Here is a 26,731-nt window from a genome sequence, read left to right on the forward strand (position 1 = left end):
CCACCATCATCGGCCGGCCGCTCGAATTCTATTTCGGCATGCGCGGCCGCGAGCGCGACAGGCGCGTTACCGAACTGCTCGACAAGATCGAGATGGGCAAGGGCTTTTCCGATCGCTACCCGGCCGAGCTTTCCGGCGGCCAGAAGCAACGCGTCTGCATCGCCCGGTCACTTGCCGCCAAGCCCAAGTTGATTATCTGCGACGAGGTCACCTCGGCACTCGATCCGCTGGTGGCACACGGCATTCTCGAGCTGCTGCTCGAGCTGCAGAAGGAAGAGAACGTCGCCTATCTGTTCATCACGCATGACCTCGCGACGGTGAAGTCTATCGCCGATTCGATCGCGGTGATGTATCGCGGCGAAGTGGTGCGCTATGGCCCCAAGAGCAAGGTGCTGAGCCCGCCCTTCGACGCCTATACCGACCTCCTGCTCTCCTCGGTTCCAGAGATGGAAATCGGCTGGCTGGAAAAGGCAATCAAGGGACGGCGCATGGCCAGCGCGGGGAACTAAAGCAATTCCGGGAAAACTGGAGACCAGTACTCCCGGAAGAAATGCAGGGCGCTTCCCTGGAAATCGCGTCAGATCAAGCCGCCACATCGGGGCGCCGGCGACCGTCATCCGGATGCAACACTAGAACGCCAAACGTCCTTCGGGACAAGCGCCGCTCGCACGACTTTTAAACAGGGGTAGGACATGAAGACTGAACTCGATTATCTCGCTGAACTCGCCGGTCAAGGCCGGATATCGCGTCGCGCCTTTCTCGGGCGCGCCGCCGCGCTCGGCGTATCGGCGGCCCTGATGCCGGCGCTGGCCGGCAAGGCATTTGCCCAGACGGCGGTGAAGGGCGGTATCATCAAGGCCGGCCTGCAGGGCGGTGAATCCACCAACAGTCTCGATCCCGCGCTGAACCTCAGCCAGGTTACCTTCAGCTTCGGCAAGCTTTGGGGCGAGTATCTCGTGCGCCTCACACCGGACAACAAGCTGGTCAACCTGATTGCCGAGGAGATTGGCGCCTCGGCCGACGCCAAGACATGGACAATCAAGATCCGCGACGGCATCGAGTTCCACAATGGCAAGACGGTCGGCGCGGAGGATGTTGCCGCCACCATCGAGCGCCATGCGGACGAGAAGTCCAAGTCCGGAGCACTCGGCATCCTCAAGAACATCAAGGGGATCAAGGCGAGCGGCAAGGAGGTCATCGTCACGCTCGGCGACGCCGATGCCGACTTCCCTTATCTGATGGCCGACTATCATCTCACCATCCAGCCGAATGGCGGCAAGGACGATCCGAATGCCGGTATCAGCGCCGGACCCTACAAGGTTAGCGTCAACCAGCCAGGCGTTCGCCATGGCGGCGAGCGTTTCGCCAATTACTGGCTGCGCGACAAGGCCGGCCATGCCGATCAGGTCGAGATCATCGTCATCAATGATGCGACCGCACGGCTTGCAGCCTTGCAGGGCGGCCAGGTGCACATGATCAACCGCGTCGAACCCAAGGTCGTCGATCTGGTCAAGCGCATCGCCGGCGTTTCCATCGAGAACGTCTCGGGCAAAGGCTACTATCCGTTCAACATGTTCTGCGACACCGCACCTTTCGACAGCAACGACCTGCGCATGGCGCTGAAGCTAGCCATGGACCGCGACGAGATGCTGGAAAAGATCCTGCGCGGCTATGGCTCGGTGGGTAACGACTTCCCGATCAACGAGGCCTATCCGCTGTTTTCCGCCGACATCGAACAGCGCAAGTTCGACCCGGAAAAGGCAGCGGCAGCCTACAAGAAATCCGGCCACAGCGGCTCGATCGTGCTGCGCACCTCGGACGTCGCTTTTCCGGGCGCCGTCGATGCCGCACAGCTCTATCAGCAGTCCTGCGCCAAAGCCGGCATCAAGATCGAGATCAAGCGCGAACCCGGCGACGGCTACTGGTCTGAGGTCTGGAACAAGCAGCCTTTCTCGCTCTCCTACTGGGGCGGACGCGCCACGCAGGACCAGATGTATTCCACCGGCTATGTCTCGACCGCCGACTGGAACGACACGCGCTTCAAGCGGCCGGAATTCGACAAGATGCTGTTTACCGCGCGCGGCGAGCTCGACCAGGCCAAGCGCCAGGCGATCTACCACGATATGGCAGTGATGATGCGTGACGAAGGCGGGCTGATCGTGCCCTTCTTCAACCAGTTCATCGACGCGGCCGCCACCAACAAGATCGGCGGCTATGCCAAGAGCCCTATCGGCGAAATGATGGACGGCTACGCGCTTGCCGAGTGCTGGCTCAACGCTTGAGCGGACTCTGATCGTCCGATTTCATCTATCAAGAACGCCGTGTGCCCGGGACGGCACACGGCGTTCCCGTTTCAACCGCCAACCGCATGGAGCAGCTCATGGCGCTCAAATCCAAGCTTCTGCTGATCATCCTCGATGGCGTGCCCTACCGGAACTGGCGCCGGCTGATGGGCAATCTCGAAGGTTGGGTGCAATCGGGCGAGGCGCGCGTCTGGAAGATGCGCTCGGTGCTGCCGTCGACCTCGGCCTGCTGCTATGCGTCGATCCACACCGGGGTCTCACCGCAGGTGCACGGGATTCTCTCCAACGAGAACCGGTTCCGCGTCGAGCAGCCCGATATCTTCTCCGAGGTCAGCAAGGCAGGCGGCAAGACGGGGGCGGTGACCCATTCCTACTGGTCGGAGTTCTTCCGCGCCTATCCGTTCGACCTGGTCGAGGACATGGAGTTCGACGAGCCAAGCGGGCCGATCACGCATGGCCGCTTCCACACCATGACCGGTTACAATCTTCGCAACCAGATGACGCCGAGCGATGTCGACCTGTTCGCGACACTGACGATGCTGACGAAACGCCATGGCATCGACTACGGCATCCTGCACACCTGCACGCTGGATTCGATGGGGCACCGCTTCGGCCACGACTGCCATGAGATGGACCACGCTGTCTATGCGATGGACGGCATGCTGGCGGCCTTCCTGCCCCGTTGGATCGAAGCCGGTTACGAGGTGATGGTCACCGCCGACCATGGCCAGACCGATCGTGGTCATCATGGCGGCCATGACGACGAGATGCAGGATTTCGCGCTGTATTATTTCGGGCCTGGCACGGGGCCGCAGGCCGATACTCTGCTCGACCAGTTGCAGCTGGCGCCGACAATCTTAAGCCGGCTGGATGTTCCCGTGCCCGCGACGATGAAGGCGAAGTCGTTCTTGGGATGAACTGAATGCGACGTTGGCGTCTCCTCTCCCCGTCCTTTACCGGGAGAGGGTGAGGGGCAGCGCCAAAGTCGAATATAAGACCTCACGCCGGCGCCGCCCCTCATCCGCCTGCCGGCACCTTCTCCCCGTATAGTGACTGGGAGAAGGGATGCTCTGGCAACCGCCTCGCTCTTCGGTTAGCCTCCCAAAAATTCCTTGGCGGAGGATGAACCTTTTTGGACCGATCAGCGACAGAGCAGACAGGAGCCAGGCGGCTCGACCGGCCATGACGGCAGCGACGGAGACCGATCGCGCGCTTGTCGACCGGGTCGCGAAGGGCGACCGTGCCGCCGTGCGGCTCCTGTTCATGCGTCACCACGCGCGGGTCTACCGCTTCGTGGCGCGCCAGACGGGATCGGAAATGATGGCCGACGATATCGCCAACGAAGTCTTCCTCGAGCTGTGGCGCCAGGCGCCCGCCTTCGAAGGGCGTTCCGAAGTCTCGACATGGCTGCTCGGCATTGCCCGTTTCAAGGCGCTGTCCTTGCTGCGTAAGAAGAAGGAAGACTGGATCGACGACGAGGCCGCCGCCGCGGTGCCCGACGGCGCCGACACGCCGGAAGTCGTCACCATGAAGGAAGACAAGGCTGCCGCCCTGCGGCGCTTCGTTAACGCCTTACCCGAAGAGCACCGCGTGGTGATCGACCTTGCCTACTATCACGGACAGTCGGTGAACGAGATCGGCGAGGTGCTCGACATTCCGGTCGCAACCGTCAAGACCCGGATGTTTTACGCCCGCAAGAAACTCGGCGAAGCCCTTAAGGCCGCCGGTTACGACAGGGGGTGGCCATGAGTGCCGCTGAAAAAATGTCGCGCCGCGACGAAATGGAAACGCTGCTGCCGTTCTACCTGAACGGCTCGCTGGAAGGTTCCGACCTGGAAGCGGTCGAGGAATGGCTGGCCAGCGATCCGGCCGCACTTGCCGCCCTTGGCGAGGCTGAAGCCGAATTCTCCGGCGCCACGGCCGCCAACGAAGCAATCCGGCCGCCGGCCGATGCGCTCAGCCGCTTTGCCAAGGCACTCGACGCCGAGGCCGGGCCTGCGCGCAAGCCGGCAGGATCGTCCTGGCTGGCGCAGGCCTGGGGCCGCTTCATGGCGGTGCCGGTCGGTGTCGCCTGGGCGGCAGCCGCGGTTCTGCTGGCTCTGGTCATGGTGCAGTCGTTTGTCGAACCCGGCGGCAAGGGCAATGATTTCGAGATTGCCGGCGCGGAAAACGATCTGGCGAAAATGCCGTTCGCTCTGGTCAAGTTCAAGCCGGATGCCAAGATGTCTGACATATCCGCCTTCCTCGGCAGCAACGGGCTGAAGATCATCGGCGGACCGACCGCCGACGGCGTGTTCCGGCTTGGCATTTCGGCCGCGACCGCTGCCGACTACAACAAGCAAGTCGGCCTTGTTGCCGCCCAGGCTTTCACGGAAACTGTGATCGAGGGAAGGAAACCGGTTGATGGCGGCTGAGGCGGTCATTCGATTTGCGGCAATGCTTGCGGCGGCGATGACAATCGTCGCCGTGCCCGTGTCGGCGCAGACCAACGACCCCAATCCAGACCAGACGAAAATCGACTGCCGCGACGGGACCAACGCGGCGGGCGTCGACTGCGCCAAGGATGGCAGCGACACAAAGGGCGGATCGGACGCAGGCCAATCCGGCCCCGTCTTCCTGCCGGCGCTGATCGTCGACCTGTTTCCCAACCCGGTGGCGTCTCCAACACCGGTGCCGACGCCCCGGCCGGCGCCCGCAACGCCCCCGGCCGATACTCAAGCCGGCCCCCCGCCCGGTGGCCCGATCGTCTCGCCGACCGATCTCATTGCCGTTCAGCCGCGGCGCGCGGTAGTCGGCGATTTCGTGCCCGACGAGGTGCTGGTGACCGTCGACGGCGATGCCGGCGCCGTCCAGCAGATCGCCGCTTCCTTCGGCCTCCAGGTGCGCTCGCAGCGCCAGTCGCGGCTGCTTGGCACCACGCTGGTGCGCTTCGGCATTCCCGACGGCCGGCCCGTCGGCGTCGTGCTGGCGCAACTGGCCGCCGACGGCCGCACCCAGCGGCGCGAGCCCAACCATGTCTATTCGCTGCAGCAGGCCGCCGGCATCGTAAACTATGCCTTCGATCGTATCGCGCTCGATTCCAAGCAGGCCAGCGGCGAGAACGTCCGCATCGCGGTGATCGACACCGGCATCGACGACACCAATCCGGCGCTGTCAGGAGTCATTGCCGGGCAGTTCGACGCCATGCCCGACGTGCCGACAGAAAAGCGCGATCACGGCACGTCGATCGACGGGCTGATCGCCGGCGTCGGCGCGCTGGAAGGCATGGCGCCGGGCGCAAAAATCTATCACGCCCGCGCCTTCGAGGGCGGCAAGTCGACCATGGATGTCATCCTGTCGGCGCTCGACTGGGCGGCGGAACAGGACGTGCGCATCATCAATATGAGTTTCGTCGGGCCGAAGAACGATTTGCTCGGCGTCGCCTGCCGCAATGCCCGCGCGCTCGGCATGGTGCTGGTCGCTGCCGCCGGCAACAACGGGCCGAAAGCGCCTTATGGCTATCCGGCCGCCTTCGACGGCGTCATCGCGGTGACCGCAACCGACGCCAGGGACGGACTGATGCCGCAGGCCAATCGCGGCGCCTATGTCTTCATTTCGGCGCCCGGCGTCGAGATGGTGGCGCCGAGCGGCGGCGGCTCGGACGTGGTCACCGGCACCTCATTCGCGGCGGCGATCGTAAGCGGCGCCATCGCCAATCTCATCCATGCCGCGCCTGATCGCTCGGCCGACGACATCGAGAAGGCGCTCGCCGCAACGGCCAGAGATCTCGGCCCCAAGGGCCGCGACAATGATTTCGGCTATGGGCTGCTGGACATCAAGGCGGCGGCGGTGGTGAAGGAATGAGGTCGGCGCTTGCAGCGCTTCGGGAGACAGTTCTAAACAGGCGCGCCGGCGACCGATCCCCTGACCACCAGATCGACCGGCCAGACCTCGCCTCGCGCCCCCTCCTCCAGTCCTGAAATCCGTGCCGCCAGCCGCTCGGCGACACGGGCGCCGGCGAGACGGATCGATGAACGCGTCGTCGACAACGGCACCGAAAAATTCTCCGGCCTCAGCCAGGGGAAGACGTCATCATGAGCGATCAGCGACACGTCGCCGGGAATGCTCAAGCCGAGGTCGCGCACGGCGCGCACGACGCCGAGTGCCATGATCAGGCTGGAGCAGGCGATCGCCGTCGGCGCGTCACCTTCTTCCAGCAAACGCCTGGTGGCGCGATAGCCGTTCTCTTCGGTCATATCGACCGAGCAGACATGGCGTTCGCTCAATGACAGTCCGCTCGCGGCGAGTGCCCGGCGCACGCCGCGTTCGCGATGGATGGCGAAGGTTTCGCGGTCGTCACCGTTGATCAACGCCAGCCGCCGATGACCGAGCTGGATCAGCAGCCTGGCTGCCTCGTGGAAGGCGCCCTCATTGTCGATGTCGGTGAAGGCATAGTCGAAATCGAAACCTTCGCTGCGGCCATGGACGATGAAGGGAATGCCGAGTGTGTTGACCAGCGCCACGCGCCGGTCGGCGGGCCTTGGAGAGGAGATATAAACAGCGTCGACCTGCCGGTTGGCGACGATGCGCCGGTAGGTCGTCTCCTGGTCGTCGGCGTCGGCCGGCGACAGCACAAGATCAAGCTCGTGCGAGCGGGCATAGTCACCAAGGCCGGACAGGAACTCGACGAAATGCGGATCGATGTCGACCGACGTACCGGTCGGCAGGACATAGCCGATCATGCCGGTCTTGCCGGTCGCCAGCCGGCGCGCGCTCGGGTTGGGACGATAGCCATGGCGCTTGGCGGCATCCATGACACGCCTGCGCGTCTCCTCGTTGACCTCGGGATAGCCGTTCAGCGCACGGCTCACCGTGGTTTGCGAAAGTGCCAGCATGTGGGCGAGCTGCTTGAGGTTCACGAAGTCTCCATTCCCTCAAAGCGCTTTTAAATTGAATCGACCCAAGTGCCACCGGGGCCGAGCCATACGAAGCAGAACCATAGACGCGGTTTGGGCGTGTTTGAAACAGAAATTGCTGCTGCATCGCCAAAATAGTATGTTGCAGCGCACTTTTAGGAGTGAAAACGGGCCAACCTAAATCGATTAACTCGCCAAGCCTCTTGACTTCCCAGCAATTCAATGGCGTGATCGAAAAAGCCAAAGCGCTTTGGAAGACTCTTCGAAAGGTTGCGGTTCCTTTCCGACTGAGTCACAGTCCTGCGGCGTCGGCGGGCGGAATGGAGGTTCCGTCCGGTGTGTGAGACCCACTGGGAGGAATACCGATGAAGAAAATGCTTTTGCTGGGTGCTGCGTTTGCCACGTTCGCCCTGAACGCGCCCGCGCAGGCCGAACTGAAGTTCAAGCCCGGCGAAGACAAGCGCTTCAACTGGGCGAACTACGAAGAGCTCAAGAAAGTCGACCTCAAGGGTGAGACGCTGTCGATCTTCGGACCGTGGCGCGGCGAGGACGAAGGCCTGGTGCGCGGCGTTCTCGACTATTTCGCGGAAGCCACCGGCGTCGAGATCAAATATTCCTCCTCGGAGAATTACGAGCAGCAGATCGTCATCGACACACAGGCCGGCAGCCCGCCGAATATCGCCGTGCTGCCGCAGCCGGGCCTCATCCAGGACCTGGCGTCGAAGGGCCTTTTGACACCGCTCGGCGACGACACCGCCAAATGGGTCAAGGACAATTACGGTGCCGGCCAGTCATGGGTCGATCTCGGCACCTTCAAGGACAAGGACGGCAAGCCGGGCTTCTTCGCCTTCCCTTACAAGGCCGACGTGAAGTCGCTGGTCTGGTACTCGCCGGATAATTTCGAGGAAGCCGGCTACAAGGTGCCGAAGACCCAGGAAGAACTCGCCGATCTCGAAAAGAAGATCATCGCCGATGGCGGCAAGCCGTGGTGCATCGGCCTCGGCTCCGGCGGCGCCACCGGCTGGCCGGCGACCGACTGGGTCGAAGACCTGATGCTGCGCACCCAGCCTCCGGAGGTCTACGACAAATGGGTGAAGAACGAGATCCCGTTCAACGACCCCGCAGTGGTCAATGCCATCGACATTTTCGGCAAGATCGCCACCGACGACAAGATGGTCGACGGCGGCGCCAAGGCGGTTGCGGCGACCGATTTCCGCGACAGCCCGAAGGGCCTCTTTTCGGTGCCGCCGAAATGCTACCTGCACCACCAGGCATCGTTCATCCCGACCTTCTTCCCGGAAGGCACCAAGGTCGGCCAGGACGCGGACTTCTTCTACTTCCCGCCCTATGCCTCCAAGCCTGAACTGGGCACGCCGGTGCTCGGCGCCGGCACGCTGGCGATGATCACCAAGGACAGCAAGAGTGCGCGCGCGTTCATCGAATTCCTGAAGATGCCGCTCGCCCACGAGATCTGGATGGCCGAAGGCGCCTTCGTGACGCCGCTCAAGTCGGTCAACAAGGATGCCTATGCCAGCGACGCGCTGAAGAAGCAGGGCGAAATCCTCGCCAATGCCTCGACTTTCCGCTTCGACGGTTCCGACCTGATGCCGGGCAAGATCGGCGCTGGCGCCTTCTGGACCGGCATGATCGACCTGGTCGGCGGCAAGTCGGCACAGGACGTCGCCACCGACATCCAGAAGAGCTGGGACGCGATCAAGTAGCGGCCGGCACGTAAGCGACCAACCATTCTCGCACTGGATCCGGGCCGTACTGGCCCGGATCCGACGGCGGCCCGTGCCGCAGCCTTTCGTCATGAGCGCATTGACATGAAGCGCGATCGGCAATGTGCGCAAGCCGCCGATGACGCGCTCCAAACAACTGAATCGGCGCCTGGTCCCCGTCACCAAGGTCATTCCTTGTCGGATCATGCGCAGGGGGAGAGGGACCCATGGCGGCTCAGATTTTCTCGGCCATATTCGTCATCATCATCGGGGTCGGCGGTTGCGTCGCCTATTTCTGGGGCGCCAACAAACTGGTCGACCTGATATTCCCGTCACGCGGCGTCGCCGGTGCCGCGGCCATCGACAATCTGCGCCGGCAAGGACTGGTCCGGCCATGGCTGTTCGTCGGCCCGGCGATGATCATCCTCACCATCTACCTGATCTATCCGGTGGTCGAGACGCTGCGGCTGTCGTTCCTCGATCGCAGCGGCATCAATTTCGTCGGCCTGGCGAACTATGAATGGGCGTTCGGCGATCGCGAGTTCCGCAACTCGATCCTCAACAACATCATCTGGCTGGCGGTGGTGCCGGCCGCCTGCACCTTCCTTGGGCTGATCATCGCCGTGCTTACGGACAAGATCTGGTGGGGCACGATCGCCAAGAGCCTGATCTTCCTGCCGCTGGCGATCTCCTTCGTCGGCGCCAGCGTGATCTGGAAATTCATCTACGAATATCGCGGCGAAGGCCAGACGCAGATCGGCATCCTCAACGCCATCATTCAGCATTTCGGCGGCCAGCCGCAGGTCTGGATATCGCTGCCGTTCTGGAACAATTTCTTCCTGATGATCATCCTGATCTGGATCCAGACCGGCTTTGCCATGGTCATCCTGTCTTCCGCCCTGCGCGGCATTCCCGAAGAAACGCTGGAAGCCGCCGTCATCGACGGCGCCAATCCGTTCCAGATCTTCTGGAAGATCATGGTGCCGCAGATCTGGGGCACCATCGCCGTGGTCTGGACCACGATCACCATTCTGGTGCTCAAAGTGTTCGACATCGTGCTGACCATGACCAACGGCCAGTGGAACAGCCAGGTGCTGGCCAATCTGATGTTCGACTGGATGTTCCGCGGCGGCGGCGATTTCGGCCGCGGCGCCACCATCGCCATCATCATCATGATCGCGGTCATTCCGATCATGGTCTGGAACATCCGCCAGGCGAACAAAGAGACGGGAGGACATTGAGATGGCCGTCGCGACCGGAAAATCCTTCGCCAGCCGCTTTGGCGTCCACATCGCAGTGCTCGTCTTCGTCGCCATCTGGACCATCCCGACGCTCGGCATCCTGGTCTCGTCGCTGCGCGACAAGAACCAGATCATCGCCTCGGGCTGGTGGAATTCGTTCTCCAACTCCACCCAGACCGAAGCCGGCCGGCTGCCAGCCGCCTCGACGCAAGTCGAAAAGGACGGCAAGTTCGTTCTCGAGGGCAACATCTTCGGCGACGGTGCTGCCCGCGACATCAGCGCCTTCGGCGTCAAATCGGCGGCACCGACGCAATATCCCGCCGGCACGACGGCCGATCTCGGCGACGGCGTGACCCTGCAGCTCAACGCCGACGGCAGCTTCGTCATGCAGTCCCCGAAAGCATTCGAAGGCGATCGCGGCCAGCGCGTCTATTATGCTTCGTCGGCGCCGCCGAAATTCACCACCGACAATTACAGAACCGTGCTGTTCTCCGAGGGCATCGGACGGTCATTCATGAATTCGCTGACCGTCACTATCCCAGCGACAATCATCCCGATCCTGATCGCCGCCTTTGCCGCCTATGCGCTAGCCTGGATGCGGTTTCCCGGCCGGGCGCTGCTGATCGCGGTTATCATCGGCCTGCTGGTGGTGCCATTGCAGATGTCGCTGATCCCGTTGTTGAAACTCTATAATGGCGTCGGCGCTTTCTTCGGCATGCCGTCGAAGACCTATCTCGGCATCTGGCTGGCGCATACCGGCTTCGGCCTGCCCTTCGCCATCTACCTGCTGCGCAGCTATATTGCCGGTCTGCCGCGCGAGATCATGGAATCGGCGCGCATCGACGGCGCCAGCGATTTCGAGATCTTCGTCAAGATCGTCTTGCCGTTGTCGTTCCCGGTGCTGGCTTCGTTTGCCATCTTCCAATTCCTGTGGGTATGGAACGATCTGCTGGTGGCGATGGTTTTCCTCGGTACAGAGGCAGACCAGATCGTGCTGACCGCCAAGCTCAACGCGCTGTTGGGCTCACGCGGCGGCGACTGGGAGATTCTGACGACATCGGCTTTCGTGACCATCATCGTGCCGCTGATCGTCTTCTTCTCGCTGCAACGCTATTTTGTCCGCGGGCTGCTTGCCGGCTCGGTGAAAGGAGGCTGAGACGATGCAATCTGCTTTGAAGGCCAGCTCGAAGCCGGATCTCGCCATCGATCGCGACTGGTGGCGAGGTGCGGTGATCTACCAGATCTATCCGCGCAGCTACCAGGACTCGAACGGCGACGGCATCGGCGACCTCAAGGGCATCATCGGGCGGCTTCCCTACATCGCGGCGCTAGGGGCGGACGCCATCTGGATTTCACCGTTCTTCAAGTCGCCGATGAAGGATTTCGGCTACGACGTGTCAGATTACTGCGACGTCGATCCGATGTTCGGCACGCTGGCCGACTTCGACGCGCTGACCGCCGAGGCACACAGGCTGGGCTTGAAGGTGATGATCGACGAGGTGCTGTCGCATACGGCGGACAATCATCCCTGGTTCAAGGAAAGCCGGTCGAGCCGCACCAACCCGAAGGCCGACTGGTATGTCTGGGCAGACGCCAGGCCGGACGGCACGCCGCCCAACAACTGGCTGTCGATCTTCGGTGGCTCGGCGTGGCACTGGGACACCAGCCGCCAGCAATATTACATGCACAATTTCCTGGCCGAACAGCCCGACCTCAACTTTCACAACCGCGAAGTCCAGGACGCATTGCTCGACGTCACCCGCTTCTGGCTGGAACGCGGCGTCGATGGTTTCCGGCTCGATACCATCAATTTCTACTTCCACAGCCAGGGTCTGGAAAACAATCCGCCGCTGCCGCCGGAAGAGCGCAACGACCAGACCGCGCCGGCGGTCAACCCCTACAACTACCAGGACCATCTCTACGACAAGAGCCGGCCCGAGAACCTCGGCTTCCTCGAACGGTTCCGTACCCTGCTCGATGAATATCCGGCAACCGCAGCGGTCGGCGAGGTCGGCGATTCGCAGCGCGGGCTTGAAGTGGTTGCCGCCTACACCGCCGGCGGCAAGCGCGTGCATATGTGCTACTCCTTCGATTTCCTGGCGCCGGAAAAGATCAGCGCGGGCAAGGTCCGCTCGGTGCTGGAATCCTTCAGCAAGGTCGCCAGCGACGGCTGGTCGTGCTGGGCCTTTTCCAACCATGATGTGATGCGCCCGGCCTCGCGCTGGGCGGCCAATGAGGCCGACCCGATCGCCTACCTCAAGGTCATCTCGGCGCTGCTGATGTCCCTGCGCGGCTCGGTCTGCATCTATCAGGGCGAGGAGCTTGGGCTCGGCGAAGCCGACCTTCGGTTCGAGGATCTGCAGGACCCCTATGGCATTCGCTTCTGGCCGGAATTCAAGGGCCGCGACGGCTGCCGCACACCGATGGTGTGGGAAGGCAGCGCCAAAAATGGCGGCTTCTCCTCGGCAAAGCCCTGGCTACCGGTGCCGGCCAAGCATCTGTCGCAAGCGGTCGATGTCCAGCAGGACGACGAGACTTCGCTACTCGAGCACTACCGGCGCTTTCTCAGCTTCCGGCGCGCCCATCCGGCGCTGGCCAAGGGCGATATCAATTTCATCGAAAGTGAGGGCGACACCGTCGCCTTCACACGCCGCGCGGGCAATGAGCAGATCGTCTGCATCTTCAATCTGGGAGCCGGGCCGGCCAAGGTTGACCTTGGCGGCCGATCGCTGCAACCTCTGCCCGGGCACGGATTTTCGGGGCAGGCGAACAGCGGTTCCATCGAGCTTGGCGGCTACGGCGCCTGGTTCGGGCGTCTCGACTGAATTTCCAATCACTGGAGGAAACCAATGGCCGATGTCACGCTAAGACAAGTGAAGAAGTCCTACGGCAATCTGAACATTCTCCACGGCATCGATCTCGATATTAAGTCGGGCGAGTTCATCGTCTTCGTCGGCCCGTCGGGCTGCGGCAAGTCGACATTGCTGAGATCGATCGCCGGGCTCGAGGAAATCACCTCCGGCGAACTCAGAATAGCCGGCGAAGTGGTGAACGACGTGCCGCCGTCGAAGCGCGGCATCGCCATGGTGTTCCAGTCCTACGCGCTCTACCCGCACATGACCGTCTATGACAACATGGCGTTCTCGATGAAGATCGGCAAAGAGAACAAGGCCGAGATCGACCGCCGCGTGCGTCAGGCCGCCGAGATCCTGCAATTGACCAAATATCTCGACCGCCTGCCCAAGGCGATGTCAGGCGGCCAGCGCCAGCGCGTCGCCATCGGCCGCGCCATCGTGCGCAATCCGAAGGTGTTCCTGTTCGACGAGCCGCTTTCGAACCTCGACGCCGCGCTGCGCGTCGCCACCCGCATCGAAATCGCCAAGCTCAAGGAATCGATGCCCAACACGACCATGATCTACGTCACCCACGATCAGGTCGAGGCGATGACGCTGGCCGACCGCATCGTGGTGCTCAAGGACGGCCATATCGAGCAGGTCGGCACGCCGATGGATCTCTACAAGAAGCCCGGCAATCTGTTCGTTGCCCAGTTCATTGGCTCGCCGGCCATGAACATCCTGCCCGCGACCATCGAAAAGACCGGCAATCCGACCGTCGTCAGCCATGTCGGCGGACGCAAGGCAACCGTGCCGATCGCAACGCCTGCTTCGGCGAAGGGTGCTGCGGTGAGCTTTGGCGTGCGGCCGGAGGACCTGATCATCGCCAGCGGCGCGGACTATCTGTTCGAGGGGACGGTCGACTATCTCGAGCAGCTCGGCGAGGTTCAGCTGGTCTATGTCGACATCGGTCGCGCCGACCTGCCGCTGGTGACCAAGCTGCCCGGCAATGTCGAGGTCAAGCGTGGTTCGACATTGCGGCTGAGCGCCAATGGCGAGGACCTGCATATCTTCGACGCTGACGGACGGTCGTTTGCCCTTCATGAGGCTGAAGCGAAGGCGGCCTGAGGCAGGAACGCGTCTTGGACGCAAAAGAGCGGCGGGCTAGGCCCGCCGCTCTTTTGTTGAAGATCAGCTTCGGCTGTTAACGGCCGAAGAGGTTCCGGTCGCTGCCCTGAGGGGCGGACTTCTCCACGTCGCCCGACGAATTGAGCAGCTTCTCGACGAGGCCACCGCTGTTGCGGACCGAGCTCGTATGCGCGCTGTCAACCGAAGTAACCGCAGGCTGATTGGCGCCGTTGGAGCCAAAGTTGTCGCTGCCGGCGAACGCGCTGCCGGTGATGGCCAGAACGGCGGCGGCAGCAATAAGGATCTTGTTCATTTTAATCTCCTGAATTCTGGATTTCGCCAGGACGGCAGACACAGCTGCCGTCGCTTGCGAATTGGTTATTAGCGACCGAAGAGGTTACGGTCGCTGCCCTGAGCGGGCGTCTGGGCAGTCGATTCCGCGGTCTTGGTGGAAGCCGTGTACGACTGGTCCACCGTGGCGGCAGGCTGGTTGGAGCCGTTCGAACCGTAGTTGTCGCTGCCGGCGAAAGCGCTGCCGGAGATGGCCAGAACGGCGGCGGCAGCAATGAGGATCTTGTTCATCTTAAATACTCCTGAATGTCTGAATTTCGCCAGGGCGGCGGGCGAGCCCGCCGTCGACTGGGAATCGGCTGTTAGTTGTTGTCGAAGAGGTTGCGGTCAGCACCCTGGGCAGGCGCCTGAGCAGCCGGTTCCGACTTCTTGGTCGAAGCGGTGTACGAGCTGTCGACAGCAGTGGCTGCCGCGGCGTTCGAACCGTAGTGGTCGCTACCAGCGAAGGCGCTGCCGGAAATGGCCAGAAGGGCTGCGGCAGTGAGAATGATCTTTTTCATTTTTGTACTCCAGTATCGTCTTTTTCCGTCCGTCTAGCGGCGTGTCTTGGAAATGAAATCGCGTCGTTCGGACAGCCCCGATGTGGGAGGGCAACCCCGCCTTTTCCAATCACGAAGTTGTTCCGTGTGGACCATGAATCCACACCTTGAAATTGTGCCAAGGGAATCTACGGTATATTTTTCTTCTTTAAATCAGCATGTTAAGTGTAACCGCTGGATGGATCACTGACTGTTTCAGAGGCCCAGCGTTCACACCGTCCTGCACGCACCGTCAACAGAAACGAACCGTTCGGTTCGATTTTAGATCGAGCTAATAGTCACTTTTCGAAACCGTTAACCTTTTTTGACCCCGCCAAGGGGTCCGATTCGGGGATATCGCAGCCGGCAAAATGGTCATCCGGGAGGTGGATTTCAGCCCGCGACGGTCTGCGGGAACGTTCGCAGGCCGTGTCGCGCCGCATGGATACGATGTCGTTTTCATGCCGACGGCGCGCCCCCGATCGTGGTTAGATCATACCATCTCAGGTGCCGCTTCGTGACGACGAGGCGGAGAATTGGGAAGCCGGTCAGAATCCGGCGCTGCCCCCGCAACGGTGGTGGAGTTCAAGTCGCAACGGGAGACCACTGGGCAACTGCCTGGGAAGGTGTCGCGATGGTCCGCAAGGACAACTCCAGAGCCCGGAAACCAGCCCGAGATTGTTAGACTCGACTGATCGCGGTGGGCGGTCAAGAGGTGGATAGCGCATGTCTGGCACCTAGCCGGCCTGCGTTTCAATCCTTCCTCCATCACCACCAGTTCAGTCCTTAGAAACGAGGACAGGACATGGATACCCGCAACGACATGCTGAGGCTCCTGAAGGGGCGCCGGCAAGGCTTTTCGCTGGAGCAGCCCTTCTACACCGATCCGGACTACTTCAAGCTCGACATGGAGCTGATCTGGTATCGCGACTGGCTGTTCATCGGCCATGATTGCGAACTGCCGAAGCCGGGCAGCTACATCACCGTGCAGATCGGCGACTATCCGGTGGTCCTTGTCCGCGACCAGCACGGCAAGATCAACGCCTTCCACAATTCCTGCCGCCATCGCGGCAGCCGTGTATGCAACACGGAGAAGGGCACGGCGGCAAAGCTCGTCTGCCCCTATCACCAGTGGACCTATGAGCTGGACGGCCGCCTGCTGTTTGCCCGCCAGATGGCCGACGGTTTCGACAAGAGTGATTTCAGCCTGAAGCCGGTCGCCTGCGAGAGCGTCGGCGGCTACATCTTCATCTGTCTGGCCAAGGAGCCGGCGGATTTCGCGCCGATGCGGGCGATGATCGAACCCTATCTTTTGCCGCACCGGTTGCGTGAAGCAAAGATCGCCTTCGAGAGCACGATCGTCGAGAAGGGCAACTGGAAGCTGGTCTGGGAAAACAACCGCGAGTGCTATCACTGCGCCGCCAATCATCCTGAGCTGTGCAAGACCTTCCCCGAGGCTCCGACCGTGACCGGCGTCAACGGCGCCGACAGCGACCCTGAAATGGTCGCGCACTGGGCCAAATGCGAGGCATCAGGCCTGCCGAGCAAATTCCGCATCGATCCGGCAGGGCAGTACCGCGCCACCCGCGCGCCGCTGCTGCGCGATGCCGTCAGCTACACCATGACGGGAAAACGGGCGGTCCAGAAGAACCTGTCCGACAGCGTTTCAACCGACCGCATCGGCTCCTTGCTGCTTTATCATTATCCGACAACCTGGAACCATATCCTCGGCGACCATGCCGTCACCTTCCTCGTGCTGCCGATCAGTGCCACGGAAACCGCGGTGACGACAAAATGGCTCGTCCACAAGGATGCGGTCGAAGGCGTCGACTACGATCTCGCTGAGCTCACCCATGTCTGGACCGAGACCAACGACCAGGACCGTCGCATCGTCGAGGAAAACGCCTTCGGCATCTTGTCGCCGGCCTACGAACCAGGCCCCTATTCGGAGCTGCATGAGGGCGGCGTGATCCAGTTCGTCGAGTGGTACGCGTCGTTCATCGGACCGCGCCTTGCAGAAGGCGACCGGCCGGCCCTGCGCAGCGTCGCCTAGCCCAGGGGACAAGAGGATGAATGCGATGACGGACCTTGGCCTCTATCGCCATCTCGACCAGATGACGCCCTGGAACGACAGGCTGCAGGTGCTGGAAGTGATCGGCGTCAGTGACGAAGCGCCTGACGTGAAGACCTTCACCTTCCGCTCCGACAACCAGACCTGGTTCCGCTACAAACCGGGCCAGTTCGTGACGCTGGAATTGCCGACATCGGACGGGCCGCTGATGCGCACCTACACGCTGTCGTCCTCGCCGTCGCGGCCGTTCTCGATCGCGGTGACGGTCAAGGCGCAGGCGGGCAGCACCGGTACGCGCTGGATGTTCGACCATCTGACGCCCGGTTCGCACGTCAAGGCCTATGGGCCGACCGGCGACTTCTCGCTGCACAGCCACCCGGCGGCCAAATATCTGTTCATTTCGGCCGGCTCCGGCGTGACGCCGATGATGTCGATGCTGCGCTGGCTGAACGACTGCGCGCCATGGACCGATGTCGGCTTCGTCAACTGCGCGCGCCGCCCGGAAGAGATCATTTTCCGCAAGGAACTCGAGCTGCTCGGCAGCCGCATGCCCGGCCTGTCGCTCGGCTTCATGATCGAGGAGCGGTCGAGCCGCGAGGGCTGGTTCGGCCATATGGGCCGCATCGACGCGATCCGGCTGCCATTGCTGGCGCCCGATTTCCGCGAGCGCGAGATCTTCTGCTGCGGCCCCGATCCCTTCATGCGCGCCGTGCGCGGCATGCTGGAAGCCGCCGGCTTCGACATGGCGAAATACCATCAGGAAAGCTTCGCGGCGCCTGCCGTGGAGGAGATCCCGGCGCCGTTCTCGCCGCCGGCGGAAGACGGCGCCGCTGCTGCTGTCGAGGCCGTGACACCAATCCGGTTCTCGCTTTCCGATGTCGATGCCGAATGCGTCGCCGGCCAGACCGTGCTGCAGACGGCACGCGCCTCTGGGGTGCGGATTCCCGCCGCCTGCGAGTTCGGCCTGTGCGGCACCTGCAAGGTGAGGAAGGTCGCGGGCGACGTCGAGATGAGTCACAATGGCGGCATCCTCGATCACGAAATCGAGGACGGCTTTATCCTCGCCTGTTGCTCGAAGCCGCTTTCGGCGCTTGAAATCGAAGCGTGACCGGCTGCGCTCGCCCGGAGCCTGCGCCATCTTGCCAAAAACCCTGCAAATGGTTAGACGCCTGCAACGGTGGGGTTGACCGTAAGGCCCGAAGATCATCTCCGCGGCCTGCTCGGCGGGGGAGCAAATATGCGACAATCCGGCATCTATGCCATTGCCAGCAAGGATATCGTCTTTGAATCCTTCGACGGCGAAGCCGTCGTTCTTGACCTGACCACGGGCAAATATTTCGGCTTTTCTGATTCAGGCAGCAGGCTTTGGGATGCACTGTCGTCCGGCGTGCCTGCCTCCGAACTGGTCGGCGCCGCGACCGGAATTGGCGCCCTCGATGCCGCCGCGATTGACGGCTTTGTTTCACAATTGCTCGAATTCGGCTTGCTGGCGGCCGTAACCGATGGCGTGGCAAGACCGGTTTCCAGCGAATTTCTGGCTCAGCTCGCCGCTGCCAGAGAGCCCCTCAAGGTCGATATCCATGATGATCTCGCCGATCTCATCGTCGTCGATCCCATCCACGAGGTCGAGGAGCCCCTCGGCTGGCCGGCGGTAAAGCAGGCCAACTGAGCCGCCCACTAGGTTCTCGCTGCCGGACAGCTCCGGAACAGGCAAACCCATGCCGAACATCACTCTCGAAAACTTGGTTGACTACGCACGTCATGTCCTGGCGCAAGCAGAGAGCAGCGCCGCGCATTATCCACTGACCCGCAAGGCGAGCTTGCCGCATCTGGATCTGACCGCGCATGTCAGCGCCGGCGCGTTGGCGGATGCCGTCGCTCATGGCTTTGTCACTGCTCCGGGCAACCGAACGCCTGCCGACATCTGCCGCGTCTTCGTCGCGCATCCCGGCATAGACGGCATCGCGGCACCGGCCAGGTGGGGCCAGGGAGCCTTCACGCAGCATGGCTTCGCCACCCAACTGGCGGAAGCCGGTTTGCGTGGCAACCATTTCCACGACCTGGATTTCTGGCAGTTCTATGATCCGCAACGTCGCGTTGGCGTGCAATTGATGGCTTCGGCCGACGCCTTTCCGCCGTGGGAGCCGGGAGCGCCGCTGCGGGCTTTCCTGCATTGGGAATATGGGGCGCGCGGCATGCGCCTTGCCCATGCCGGCACGCTCGGCGCCAATGGCAAGGGCGTCCTGCTGGCCGGCGCGGGCGGCGCCGGGAAATCCGGAACCGTCGCCGCCGGCCTCCTCAACGGACTGGACAGCGTCGGCGACGACTATGTGCTGGTCGACCTTGCCAACGGCGTGACTGCCCGCCCACTGTTTTCAACACTCAAGCAGGATCCCCAAGGGTTCGCGCGGCTTGGGCTGAAGCATCGGCTGCCGGCGCATGGTCCGCTCAACTGGCAAGGCAAGCATGCTTTTCACATTGATGACATCGCGCCCCGACCGGTGCCCGAAACTCTGGACATCGTCGCGCTGTTGGCGCCACATATCGACGGTGGCGGGGCAAGTTCGATCGTGCCGGTGTCGCGCAGGGATGCCATGATCGCCTTGGCGCCGTCGGGCATAGCGCAGATGCCGGGCGAGCGGGAGAGCGGCTTTCGCTTCTTCAGCGACCTGACCCGCCTGCTGCCGTGCTATCGTCTGTCGCTGGGGACGCAGCCCCAGGAGATAGCCGGCACGATTGCGGACTTTCTCGCGCGGGGCGATTCGTGAAACTGAGCGTGATAATGCCCGTCTACAACCGTGAACGCTATGTCGTTTCGGCATTGCGCTCGCTGGTGCGGCAGCGGGACGCCGCCGATCTCGACATCATCGTCATCGACGACGGCTCGACCGACGGCTCTGCTGAGGCCGTGCGCTCGATGATGCGCGAAAACCCCTGTATCCGACTGTTCCAGCAATCCAACATGGGCGTGGCCAGGGCGCGCAACGCCGGGCTGCGGCAACTGCCGCCGGATGCGGAGTTCGTTTCGTTTCTGGATTCTGACGACATCTCGCCGGCCGGACGGTTCAAGGCCGATCTCGCCCGCTTCGAGGCTACCCCCGGGCTTGAGCTGACCTATTCGCTGATGACGCTGGTCGACCGGATCGACGACGAGCGGCTGGAGCCTACAGTGGATAGCCGTACGATGACGCTTCGGGGAATTTCGCTGAGCACCGCCGTGTTCAGAAGGGCGCTTGTAGACCGGATGGGCCAGTTCGATGATGATTTCGAGCAGGCGGAGGACACCGACTATCTGCTGCGCGTTTTCGAAACGGGACCGAACTATGAGTTGATGGACACCGTCGCGATTTACTACCGACGCCACGCCGGGAATGTTACCAAGGAGCGTAGCGGCAGGGTCCGCAACCATCTGCGTGCAATCCACAAGTCGATGCGGCGACGCAAGGCCGATCCGTCTCTGCTGGAGGTCCAGGGTATTTTCGAACTGAAGAGCCCCGCTGATTGGCAGATGCTATGATGCTCGACACAATCGGGTCGGATCAGCCAAGCCCGGAACGCTGCTGGAGACTCCGATGAGGCTGAGCGTCATCATGCCGGTCTACAATCGCGAACAGTTCGTTGGCCTGGCGCTGCGCTCGTTGCTCAGGCAGCGCGAAGACATCGATCTCGACATCATCGTCATCGACGATGGGTCGACCGATGGCTCTGCGGCCGTCGTGCGGTCATTGATCGACGAGGCCCCGTGCATTCGTCTTTTCCAGCAGAGCAATGGCGGGGTCACCAAAGCGCGCAATGCCGGGCTGAAGCAGTTGCTGCCGCAGACTCGTCTGGTGTCGTTTCTCGATTCGGACGACATCTCCCCGATAGGGCGGTTCAAGGCGGATCTCGCCTGCTTCGAAGAGGATCCGGGCCTCGACCTGACCTATTCGCGCATGACGCTGATAGACAAGATAGATGGCGAGACGCTGGAACCGGCCGCCGACAGCCACTCCATCACCGTGCGAGGGATCCACCTGTCCGCCGGGATCTTTGCGCGAGACCTCATCGAGCGCACCGGTGGTTTCGACGAGGATTTCAAACAGGCCGAGGACACCGACTATCTGTTGCGTATCTTTGAGAGCCAGGCAAAATACGTTATGCCCGATACGGTGGCTCTCTATTACAGGCGTCATCCCGGCAACATGACCAAGGAAGCCGATGTGCCCTTTCGCGAGTTCATGCGCGCCATTCACAAGTCGATGAAGCGTCGCAAGGCCGATCCCAGCTTGCGCCGGGTGGAGGGGATCTTCGACTTCAAGGATCTCGCGCAGTGGCGGTTCCTTTGATGGCAGGCTACGGCGTCGTCATTCCGGCTTTCAACGCGGCCGCCACCATAGGCGCGGCCCTGAACTCCGTTCTGGCCCAGACGGCAAAGGCGGAGGCCATCGTCGTGGTCGATGACGGTTCAACCGACGATACGGCTGCGGTGATCGATGCGATGAACCTGCCGGTGACGGTGCTGCGACAGGACAATGCCGGACCTGGCAGCGCAACGACCCGTGGCATTGCGGCACTCTCGACGCCGCTCATCGCGACGCTCGATGCCGACGATTTGTGGCTGCCGGACAAGGTCGAAAAGCAGCTGACCTATCTCGGCCGTCATCCCGGGACAGCGGGCGTCTTTACGCATTGGCGGACGTTTCGCGGCGACAGCCCCGATTTGCCCGATGCGACCAGTGGAGCTGGCTGGTCGCGCACGACGATGATGATCCGCCAGGAGGTGGTGCCGCGCATCGGTCCCATCATCGACCCACCAGGCGGTCGCGGCGAGATGATCGACTGGATCGCCCGGGTTCGTGAGGCAGGCCTTGCCCTTGCCATGCTCGACGACGTGCTTGCATTGCGCCGCATCCGTCCGGGCAGCCTTTCCTACGGCCGCGATCCGGCACGCGACCGGGGCTATCTCCAGGTCGCAAGGCTCGCCATGCAGCGGCGAGCCCGGAACAAGGCAGGCTCCAATTGAACGCCAGGCCCGTTCGCCGCATCGGCCGCCGCTTCCCGGACTATGGCTGGTCGTGGCCCACCGGCCAGCTGGACCTGTTGCTAAAGGCGGCGCTGCTCTCCGACGAGGACGCAGCCGCCGGCTGCGCCGCGCGCTGGCTGGACGAGAACGACATCGATCTCGTCTCGTTTCGAGAACATCGCCTGCTCGCCGCCATCTCCGACAGGTTCGGCAGGAAGCTGGCCGGGCATACCGCGCACCCGCGCCTCGTCGGCCTGCAGAAGATGCTGTGGACGAAGTCGCGCATGGCGATGCGCGAGGCCGAACCGGCGCTGAAGGCGATGGCAGACGGCGGCGCCGACATCATGCTGATCAAGGGCGCCAGCCGCATTGCCTTGAACGCGTCGGCGCAGCGTGGCCGGGTGGCGCACGACATCGATATACTGGTGCGCCCGCGCGACATGGCTGCCGTCTTCGACATCTTGCGCGACCGCGACTGGCAGATCGCCTCGGGCGTCAGCGCGCAATATCTGCGAACCCGGTTGGCGTCGCTGCGGTCGATGAACTTCTTCAAGGGCCGTTTCGGTGACATCGACCTGCACCAGCTCGGCTATGACGGGTCGCAGACGAGCGCGGAAGACGACCTGGCGATCTGGCAACGGGCGGTCCCAGCCGAATTCAGCGGCGTCGCGGTCTTCGTGCCGTCGCCGGCCGATCGCATGGCCCTGGCCATCGCCCATGGCGGCCTCGACGCCCACACCCACAGCGACTGGCTTGTCGACTGCGCGGTCGCCATCCATGGCGAAGAGGTCGATTGGGACATGTTCCTCGACATCGTCGGCAGACGCGGCCTGGCGGTTCCAGCGGCGGTGGCGCTATCCTATCTGGCGTTCGAGATCGGCATTCCGGTGCCGGAATCGACAATGGTCAGAATCTTAGAGATGGCCGACGGAGCTGGCTTGTCGCGTTGGTCGTCGGTTCTGCAAGCCAAGCCGCGCACGGATTTCGGCGGCCTGGTCTGGCTGTCGCGCGGGCTTGCCAAGCAGTTGCGCCTGAAGCGGAAGAAGGGCCGGTTGCAACAGGAGCCACCCGCCAAACCTTGGCGCGGCAGACCGGCCGCGCGCAAGCCGCAAGCAGCATCGGCGCCTCTGATGTTTTCGCAGGCCATCGCCTGTCCGCAAACCACCGGCGACATGATGCTCGATATCACCGTCAGGATCGGCGTTCCGCCGGTCCGGCGCCGCATCGAAATGGAGATCAATGACGGTGGCGAGCATATCGCTCGCCTGCGCGCCATGGCCATCAGCCGATCCGGCAGGGAACGCGTGCTGCATTTTCGCGGCAAGGTGACGCTCGACGGCGCGCGAGCTGCCTGGACGCTAGAGGCGCGACCGTCGCGGCAGTTTCGTGAATGGAACGACGCGGCCACGGTGGCTGCTTATGGCGCCTTACCCTTCGAGCTGCTGTCGGCGGATTTCTCGCCGGTTGGCTAACGGCGAATCCGACGAACCTTTCTCGAAAGGCGGCGTCGGTTCACACTCCGTAGCGTTCGGTGCGAATGATTTCGGCTGCAACGCCGGCATCGATCAGTGCCTGGGCGGCCGCGGAAACGAAGGCGTTGGAGCCGCAGACGAAGGCGATGCCAGGCGGCTCCGGCAGCCGCGTCATGGCTTGCACCATCATCGCGACGTCCACCCGCCGCGCATAGTCGGCTGGACGGCGTGCAGCTTCGCGGGTCAGTGTCAGCACCAGGTCGAAGCCGTCCTGGCGCTCGTCGAGAACGATCAGCTCGTCACGAAAGATCACTTCGTCCCAGACCCGGACCGAAAAGACCAGGACGACGGGCACCGCTGAAATACGTGCGGCGCGGTGGCGGAGCATCGACATCAAGGGCACGACGCCCGAACCGCCGCCGACCAGAACAAGCGGCCCACTCTCATCCTCGGGCCAGACGAAATGCCCGCCAAGCGGCCCGCGCAGTTCTACTTCATCGCCCACTGCCGCGACCTCGTGGAAGAAGGGCGAGACCTCGCCATCGTCGAGTTTTTCGATCGCCAGTTCAATTACGCCATGCGTTTCGGGCGCGGAGGCGATGGAATAGGAGCGGCGCGCCTGATAGCCGTCCGGCGCCGTTAGCCTGACGTCGACATGCTGCCCTGCGCGATAGGCGAAGGGCCGAGACGGCTGGAAAAAGAAGCTGGTGACACGCGGCGTGCGCTTTTCGATGCGGACGATGCTGGCTGTTTGCCAGGGCGACTGCACTGCTGCCGCATCGCTCATGGATCGTCCGTGTAGCGCTGCTCGCGCCATGGGTCGCCATAGATGTGGTAGCCGCGCAATTCCCAGAAACCGGGCTCGTCGCGCGTGGTGAATTGCAGGCCGTTCAACCATTTGGCCGATTTCCAGAAATAAAGATGCGGCACCAGCAGCCTTGCCGGGCCGCCATGGTCCGGTGTGATCGGCTTGCCTTCGTAGAGCAGCGCCACCATGGCCTTGCCGGCGGTGAGATCCGTGACCGGCACGTTGGTGGTGTAGCCGTCGAACGCGTGCGCCAACGTGAAGCCGGTCGGCGGCTCGACCCCCGCATCGGCAAGGATATCGTCGACCAGCACACCCTGCCACGGCGTGTCGAATTTGGTCCATGCTGTCACGCAATGGATATCGCGTGTCATTTTGGTCATCGGCAGCGCGTTGAACTCGGTCCAGTTCCATTTCTTGATCGGGCGTGGCCCGTGTTTCAGCGTGAAAGACCAATCCTCGGTACGCACGCGCGGCGTCGGACCGGCCGACAGCACCGGGAAACCCTGTTCTAGATACTGGCCTGGCGGGATGCGGGCATCGCCATCGGTTGGCGGGCGCCGTCCTGAAGAGAAACCTCGGGTGACCATAGCGGCAATCCCCATGCGATCAGGCCACTATCGGCCTGACGCAATGTTCTCGAAGATGTCGTGACGGGCAACCTAAATCTTGACGGGCGGAGACCGGCGGGACCGTCACCGATGGACCTGCCGCTCCGCGTGCACGTCAACGCCATTTCTCAGCCATTGGCGAAAGGCACCGCGATGTACATTTGAGCGTCGCCACGCTCGACCAGCAACAGCACCGATTTCCTGCCGGACTTGCCGGCCAAGGCGATCGCCTGGGTTACCTGCCTGGCATTCTTGACCGGCACCTGATTGACGGCAACGATGATGTCGCCGGCCTGTATTCCGGAAGCGGCGGCCGCTTTGTCGGGGTTGACGCTGGCAACCACCGCGCCGTGCTGCTTGCCGGCAAGGTTCATCTGCTGGCGAATGTCGGGTGTTATATCCATCAAGCCGAGCCCTATCGCCGGAGCGCGCCCGGCGCTCGGCGCGTCGGACCCGTCGTCCAGCGACGCGGTCCTCGCATCGGCGCTGTTTTGGCCGACATCGACGGAAATCCGAATCGGCTTGCCTTTGCGCCAGACATCGACCGTTTCCCGGGCGCCCGGCGCGACATCTGCGACCGCCCGCGACAGGTCCTTGGGATCCTTCACGTCCTGCCCGGCAAAGCTGGTGATGACGTCACCCGTCTCGATGCCGGCCTTGGCCGCCGGCGAACCGTCGTTGACCTCTGAAACCAGCGCACCGCCGGAATGGTCGAGCCCGATGGCGCTCGCGACATCCGGCGTCACCTCCTGGATCTGAACGCCGATATAGCCGTACTGGATGGAGCCGCCCTTCATCAGCTTGGCGACCACCTTCTGGGCCTGGCCCGACGGAATGGCAAAACCGACGCCGACGCTGCCGCCATTGGGTGAATAGATCGCCGTGTTGATGCCGACGACATTGCCGGCGACATCCACCAGCGGGCCGCCGGAATTGCCGTGGTTGATCGGCGCGTCGATCTGGATGAAATCGTCGAAAGGCCCACTATGCAGGTCACGGCCGCGCGCCGAGACGATGCCTGCCGTGACGGTGGTGCCGATGCCGAACGGGTTGCCGAAGGCCAGCACCTGGTCGCCTGGCATGAGCTTGTCGGAATCGCCCCATTTAACTGTCGGCAGGGGTTTGTCCGACTTGATCTTGAGTACGGCGAGATCGTTCTTGGCATCGCGGCCGACAAGCTTGGCCGGAAGTTCGGTGCCGTCGTCGAGCGTAACCTTGATCGAAGAGGCGCCATCGATGACGTGATTGTTGGTGACGATGGTACCATCCGCGCCGACGATGAAGCCGGAACCCAGCGCCTCGGCGCGCTGCGGTTGCTGTTGTGGCGGCGTCTTGGGCGTCGGCATGCCCTGGTCACCGAAGAACTGGCGGAAATAGTCATCGAAAGGCGAGCCGCCGTCGAAAGGAGAGGCACCGCTCATCGTTTCAGGCTGTGCCTTCATGACGGTGGTGACCGTCACCACCGCCGGCTTGTCGGCGGCAACGATGGGTGCGAACGAGCCATTGGGCGCGGTGATGCCGGCGACAGGCGTCTGGGTCGTCGGAATAGTGTTGCCCTCGCCTTGGGCGAAAGACATGACGAAGGGGGATATGATCAGCGCAGCGCCCAGCAAGGCCGCGACGCGATGCCTACGAAGGATATCTGACATGGTCGTTTGTCCGGGCGAGAGTTGATCCAGCGCCGTGGCCTCTCCCGTGCGGGGAAAATCGGTCATCGGCGTGTCGAGGTCGCAATTGCCCGTCTCGCCTACATGGCAGTCAACCGGATCGACGGCCTTG

The 26,731-nt window shown here is 62.8% G+C and carries 26 protein-coding genes and 1 riboswitch; of the genes, 19 read left to right on the forward strand and 7 right to left on the reverse strand.

Features of this window, described 5'->3' with window-relative positions; all coding sequences use genetic code 11:
- The 6 genes from NKK51_RS22215 to NKK51_RS22240 all read left to right on the forward strand — a co-directional run.
- Positions 1 to 509 (forward strand): ATP-binding cassette domain-containing protein (locus tag NKK51_RS22215; RefSeq protein ID WP_352554592.1); only part of this gene is annotated, 509 nt, incomplete at its 5' end.
- Positions 510 to 692: 183 nt separating this feature from the next.
- The gene (locus NKK51_RS22220; protein ID WP_352554593.1) at positions 693 to 2,282 is read left to right on the forward strand and encodes an ABC transporter substrate-binding protein; all 1,590 of its coding nucleotides are present in this window, start codon (positions 693 to 695) and stop codon (positions 2,280 to 2,282) included.
- 98 nt (positions 2,283 to 2,380) lie between these two features.
- The gene (locus NKK51_RS22225) at positions 2,381 to 3,220 is read left to right on the forward strand and encodes an alkaline phosphatase family protein (RefSeq protein ID WP_352554594.1); all 840 of its coding nucleotides are present in this window, start codon (positions 2,381 to 2,383) and stop codon (positions 3,218 to 3,220) included.
- Between the two features lie 265 nt (positions 3,221 to 3,485).
- Positions 3,486 to 4,052, forward strand: coding sequence for a sigma-70 family RNA polymerase sigma factor (locus NKK51_RS22230; RefSeq protein WP_352554595.1), 567 nt, complete (start codon positions 3,486 to 3,488; stop codon positions 4,050 to 4,052).
- Positions 4,049 to 4,717: an anti-sigma factor gene (locus NKK51_RS22235; RefSeq protein ID WP_352554596.1), complete on the forward strand. Its 669-nt coding sequence runs from the start codon at positions 4,049 to 4,051 to the stop codon at positions 4,715 to 4,717. Before NKK51_RS22230 ends, NKK51_RS22235 begins: the two co-directional genes overlap by 4 nt.
- Positions 4,707 to 6,146: a S8 family serine peptidase gene (locus NKK51_RS22240; protein WP_352554597.1), complete on the forward strand. Its 1,440-nt coding sequence runs from the start codon at positions 4,707 to 4,709 to the stop codon at positions 6,144 to 6,146. The genes NKK51_RS22235 and NKK51_RS22240 overlap by 11 nt, the downstream gene beginning before the upstream one ends.
- A gap of 32 nt (positions 6,147 to 6,178) precedes the next feature.
- Here NKK51_RS22240 and NKK51_RS22245 read toward each other — a convergent pair whose 3' ends face one another.
- Complete coding sequence (locus NKK51_RS22245; protein WP_352554598.1) at positions 6,179 to 7,201, reverse strand: LacI family DNA-binding transcriptional regulator; 1,023 nt, start codon at positions 7,199 to 7,201, stop codon at positions 6,179 to 6,181.
- Positions 7,202 to 7,563: 362 nt separating this feature from the next.
- Between NKK51_RS22245 and NKK51_RS22250 the strand changes: the two genes are divergently transcribed.
- The 5 genes from NKK51_RS22250 (at position 7,564) to NKK51_RS22270 (ending at position 14,122) form a co-directional block, all read left to right on the forward strand.
- A complete protein-coding gene (locus tag NKK51_RS22250; RefSeq protein WP_352554599.1) occupies positions 7,564 to 8,919 on the forward strand; it encodes an ABC transporter substrate-binding protein in 1,356 nt (451 codons plus the stop codon).
- Positions 8,920 to 9,146: 227 nt separating this feature from the next.
- Positions 9,147 to 10,160 (forward strand): carbohydrate ABC transporter permease, encoded by a 1,014-nt coding sequence (locus NKK51_RS22255; protein ID WP_127289686.1) that lies wholly within the window; start codon positions 9,147 to 9,149, stop codon positions 10,158 to 10,160.
- A gap of 1 nt (position 10,161) precedes the next feature.
- A complete protein-coding gene (locus NKK51_RS22260) occupies positions 10,162 to 11,316 on the forward strand; it encodes a carbohydrate ABC transporter permease (protein ID WP_352554600.1) in 1,155 nt (384 codons plus the stop codon).
- A gap of 4 nt (positions 11,317 to 11,320) precedes the next feature.
- The gene (gene bglA, locus NKK51_RS22265; protein WP_352554601.1) at positions 11,321 to 12,985 is read left to right on the forward strand and encodes a beta-galactosidase BglA; all 1,665 of its coding nucleotides are present in this window, start codon (positions 11,321 to 11,323) and stop codon (positions 12,983 to 12,985) included.
- Between the two features lie 24 nt (positions 12,986 to 13,009).
- The gene (locus NKK51_RS22270) at positions 13,010 to 14,122 is read left to right on the forward strand and encodes an ABC transporter ATP-binding protein (RefSeq protein ID WP_023813651.1); all 1,113 of its coding nucleotides are present in this window, start codon (positions 13,010 to 13,012) and stop codon (positions 14,120 to 14,122) included.
- A gap of 76 nt (positions 14,123 to 14,198) precedes the next feature.
- Here NKK51_RS22270 and NKK51_RS22275 read toward each other — a convergent pair whose 3' ends face one another.
- The 3 genes from NKK51_RS22275 to NKK51_RS22285 all read right to left on the reverse strand — a co-directional run bounded on the left by NKK51_RS22275 (position 14,199) and on the right by NKK51_RS22285 (position 14,973).
- Complete coding sequence (locus tag NKK51_RS22275; protein ID WP_023813652.1) at positions 14,199 to 14,435, reverse strand: DUF680 domain-containing protein; 237 nt, start codon at positions 14,433 to 14,435, stop codon at positions 14,199 to 14,201.
- A 68-nt stretch (positions 14,436 to 14,503) separates the two neighbouring features.
- Positions 14,504 to 14,704: a DUF680 domain-containing protein gene (locus NKK51_RS22280; protein ID WP_352554602.1), complete on the reverse strand. Its 201-nt coding sequence runs from the start codon at positions 14,702 to 14,704 to the stop codon at positions 14,504 to 14,506.
- A gap of 71 nt (positions 14,705 to 14,775) precedes the next feature.
- Entirely contained in the window at positions 14,776 to 14,973 is a 198-nt protein-coding gene (locus NKK51_RS22285) for a DUF680 domain-containing protein (RefSeq protein ID WP_352554603.1), read from the reverse strand.
- Between the two features lie 506 nt (positions 14,974 to 15,479).
- Positions 15,480 to 15,681, forward strand: a riboswitch (cobalamin riboswitch).
- Positions 15,682 to 15,796: 115 nt separating this feature from the next.
- On the opposite strand from NKK51_RS22285, the gene NKK51_RS22290 reads away from it, so the two are divergent.
- From NKK51_RS22290 to NKK51_RS22325, 8 genes are all read left to right on the forward strand, one after another.
- Positions 15,797 to 17,044, forward strand: a complete 1,248-nt coding sequence (locus NKK51_RS22290) for an aromatic ring-hydroxylating oxygenase subunit alpha (protein WP_352554604.1) — start codon at positions 15,797 to 15,799, stop codon at positions 17,042 to 17,044.
- Between the two features lie 25 nt (positions 17,045 to 17,069).
- The gene (locus NKK51_RS22295) at positions 17,070 to 18,170 is read left to right on the forward strand and encodes an FAD-binding oxidoreductase (RefSeq protein WP_023813655.1); all 1,101 of its coding nucleotides are present in this window, start codon (positions 17,070 to 17,072) and stop codon (positions 18,168 to 18,170) included.
- 129 nt (positions 18,171 to 18,299) lie between these two features.
- The gene (locus NKK51_RS22300; protein WP_023813656.1) at positions 18,300 to 18,731 is read left to right on the forward strand and encodes a PqqD family protein; all 432 of its coding nucleotides are present in this window, start codon (positions 18,300 to 18,302) and stop codon (positions 18,729 to 18,731) included.
- Positions 18,732 to 18,780: 49 nt separating this feature from the next.
- Positions 18,781 to 19,830: a serine kinase gene (locus NKK51_RS22305; protein WP_352554605.1), complete on the forward strand. Its 1,050-nt coding sequence runs from the start codon at positions 18,781 to 18,783 to the stop codon at positions 19,828 to 19,830.
- Positions 19,831 to 19,844: 14 nt separating this feature from the next.
- A complete protein-coding gene (locus tag NKK51_RS22310) occupies positions 19,845 to 20,579 on the forward strand; it encodes a glycosyltransferase family 2 protein (protein ID WP_352554606.1) in 735 nt (244 codons plus the stop codon).
- 55 nt (positions 20,580 to 20,634) lie between these two features.
- Complete coding sequence (locus NKK51_RS22315; RefSeq protein WP_352554607.1) at positions 20,635 to 21,387, forward strand: glycosyltransferase family 2 protein; 753 nt, start codon at positions 20,635 to 20,637, stop codon at positions 21,385 to 21,387.
- Positions 21,387 to 22,064 carry a glycosyltransferase family 2 protein gene (locus NKK51_RS22320; RefSeq protein WP_352554608.1) on the forward strand — a complete coding sequence of 226 codons (678 nt, stop codon included), beginning with the start codon at positions 21,387 to 21,389 and terminating at the stop codon, positions 22,062 to 22,064. The genes NKK51_RS22315 and NKK51_RS22320 overlap by 1 nt, the downstream gene beginning before the upstream one ends.
- Entirely contained in the window at positions 22,061 to 23,536 is a 1,476-nt protein-coding gene (locus NKK51_RS22325) for a nucleotidyltransferase family protein (protein ID WP_352440479.1), read from the forward strand. Before NKK51_RS22320 ends, NKK51_RS22325 begins: the two co-directional genes overlap by 4 nt.
- Positions 23,537 to 23,576: 40 nt before the next feature.
- On the opposite strand, the gene NKK51_RS22330 is transcribed toward NKK51_RS22325, so the two are convergent.
- The 3 genes from NKK51_RS22330 to NKK51_RS22340 all read right to left on the reverse strand — a co-directional run bounded on the left by NKK51_RS22330 (position 23,577) and on the right by NKK51_RS22340 (position 26,601).
- On the reverse strand, positions 23,577 to 24,323 hold the full coding sequence (locus tag NKK51_RS22330; RefSeq protein WP_352554609.1) for an FAD-binding oxidoreductase: 747 nt from the start codon (positions 24,321 to 24,323) through the stop codon (positions 23,577 to 23,579).
- Positions 24,320 to 24,931: a sulfite oxidase-like oxidoreductase gene (locus NKK51_RS22335; protein ID WP_023813663.1), complete on the reverse strand. Its 612-nt coding sequence runs from the start codon at positions 24,929 to 24,931 to the stop codon at positions 24,320 to 24,322. The genes NKK51_RS22330 and NKK51_RS22335 overlap by 4 nt, the downstream gene beginning before the upstream one ends.
- A 149-nt stretch (positions 24,932 to 25,080) precedes the next feature.
- The gene (locus NKK51_RS22340; RefSeq protein WP_352554610.1) at positions 25,081 to 26,601 is read right to left on the reverse strand and encodes a DegQ family serine endoprotease; all 1,521 of its coding nucleotides are present in this window, start codon (positions 26,599 to 26,601) and stop codon (positions 25,081 to 25,083) included.
- Positions 26,602 to 26,731 lie beyond the last annotated feature (130 nt).

It is taken from the genome of Mesorhizobium sp. M0011 (assembly GCF_040324155.1).
Classification (GTDB): Bacteria; Pseudomonadota; Alphaproteobacteria; order Rhizobiales; family Rhizobiaceae; genus Mesorhizobium.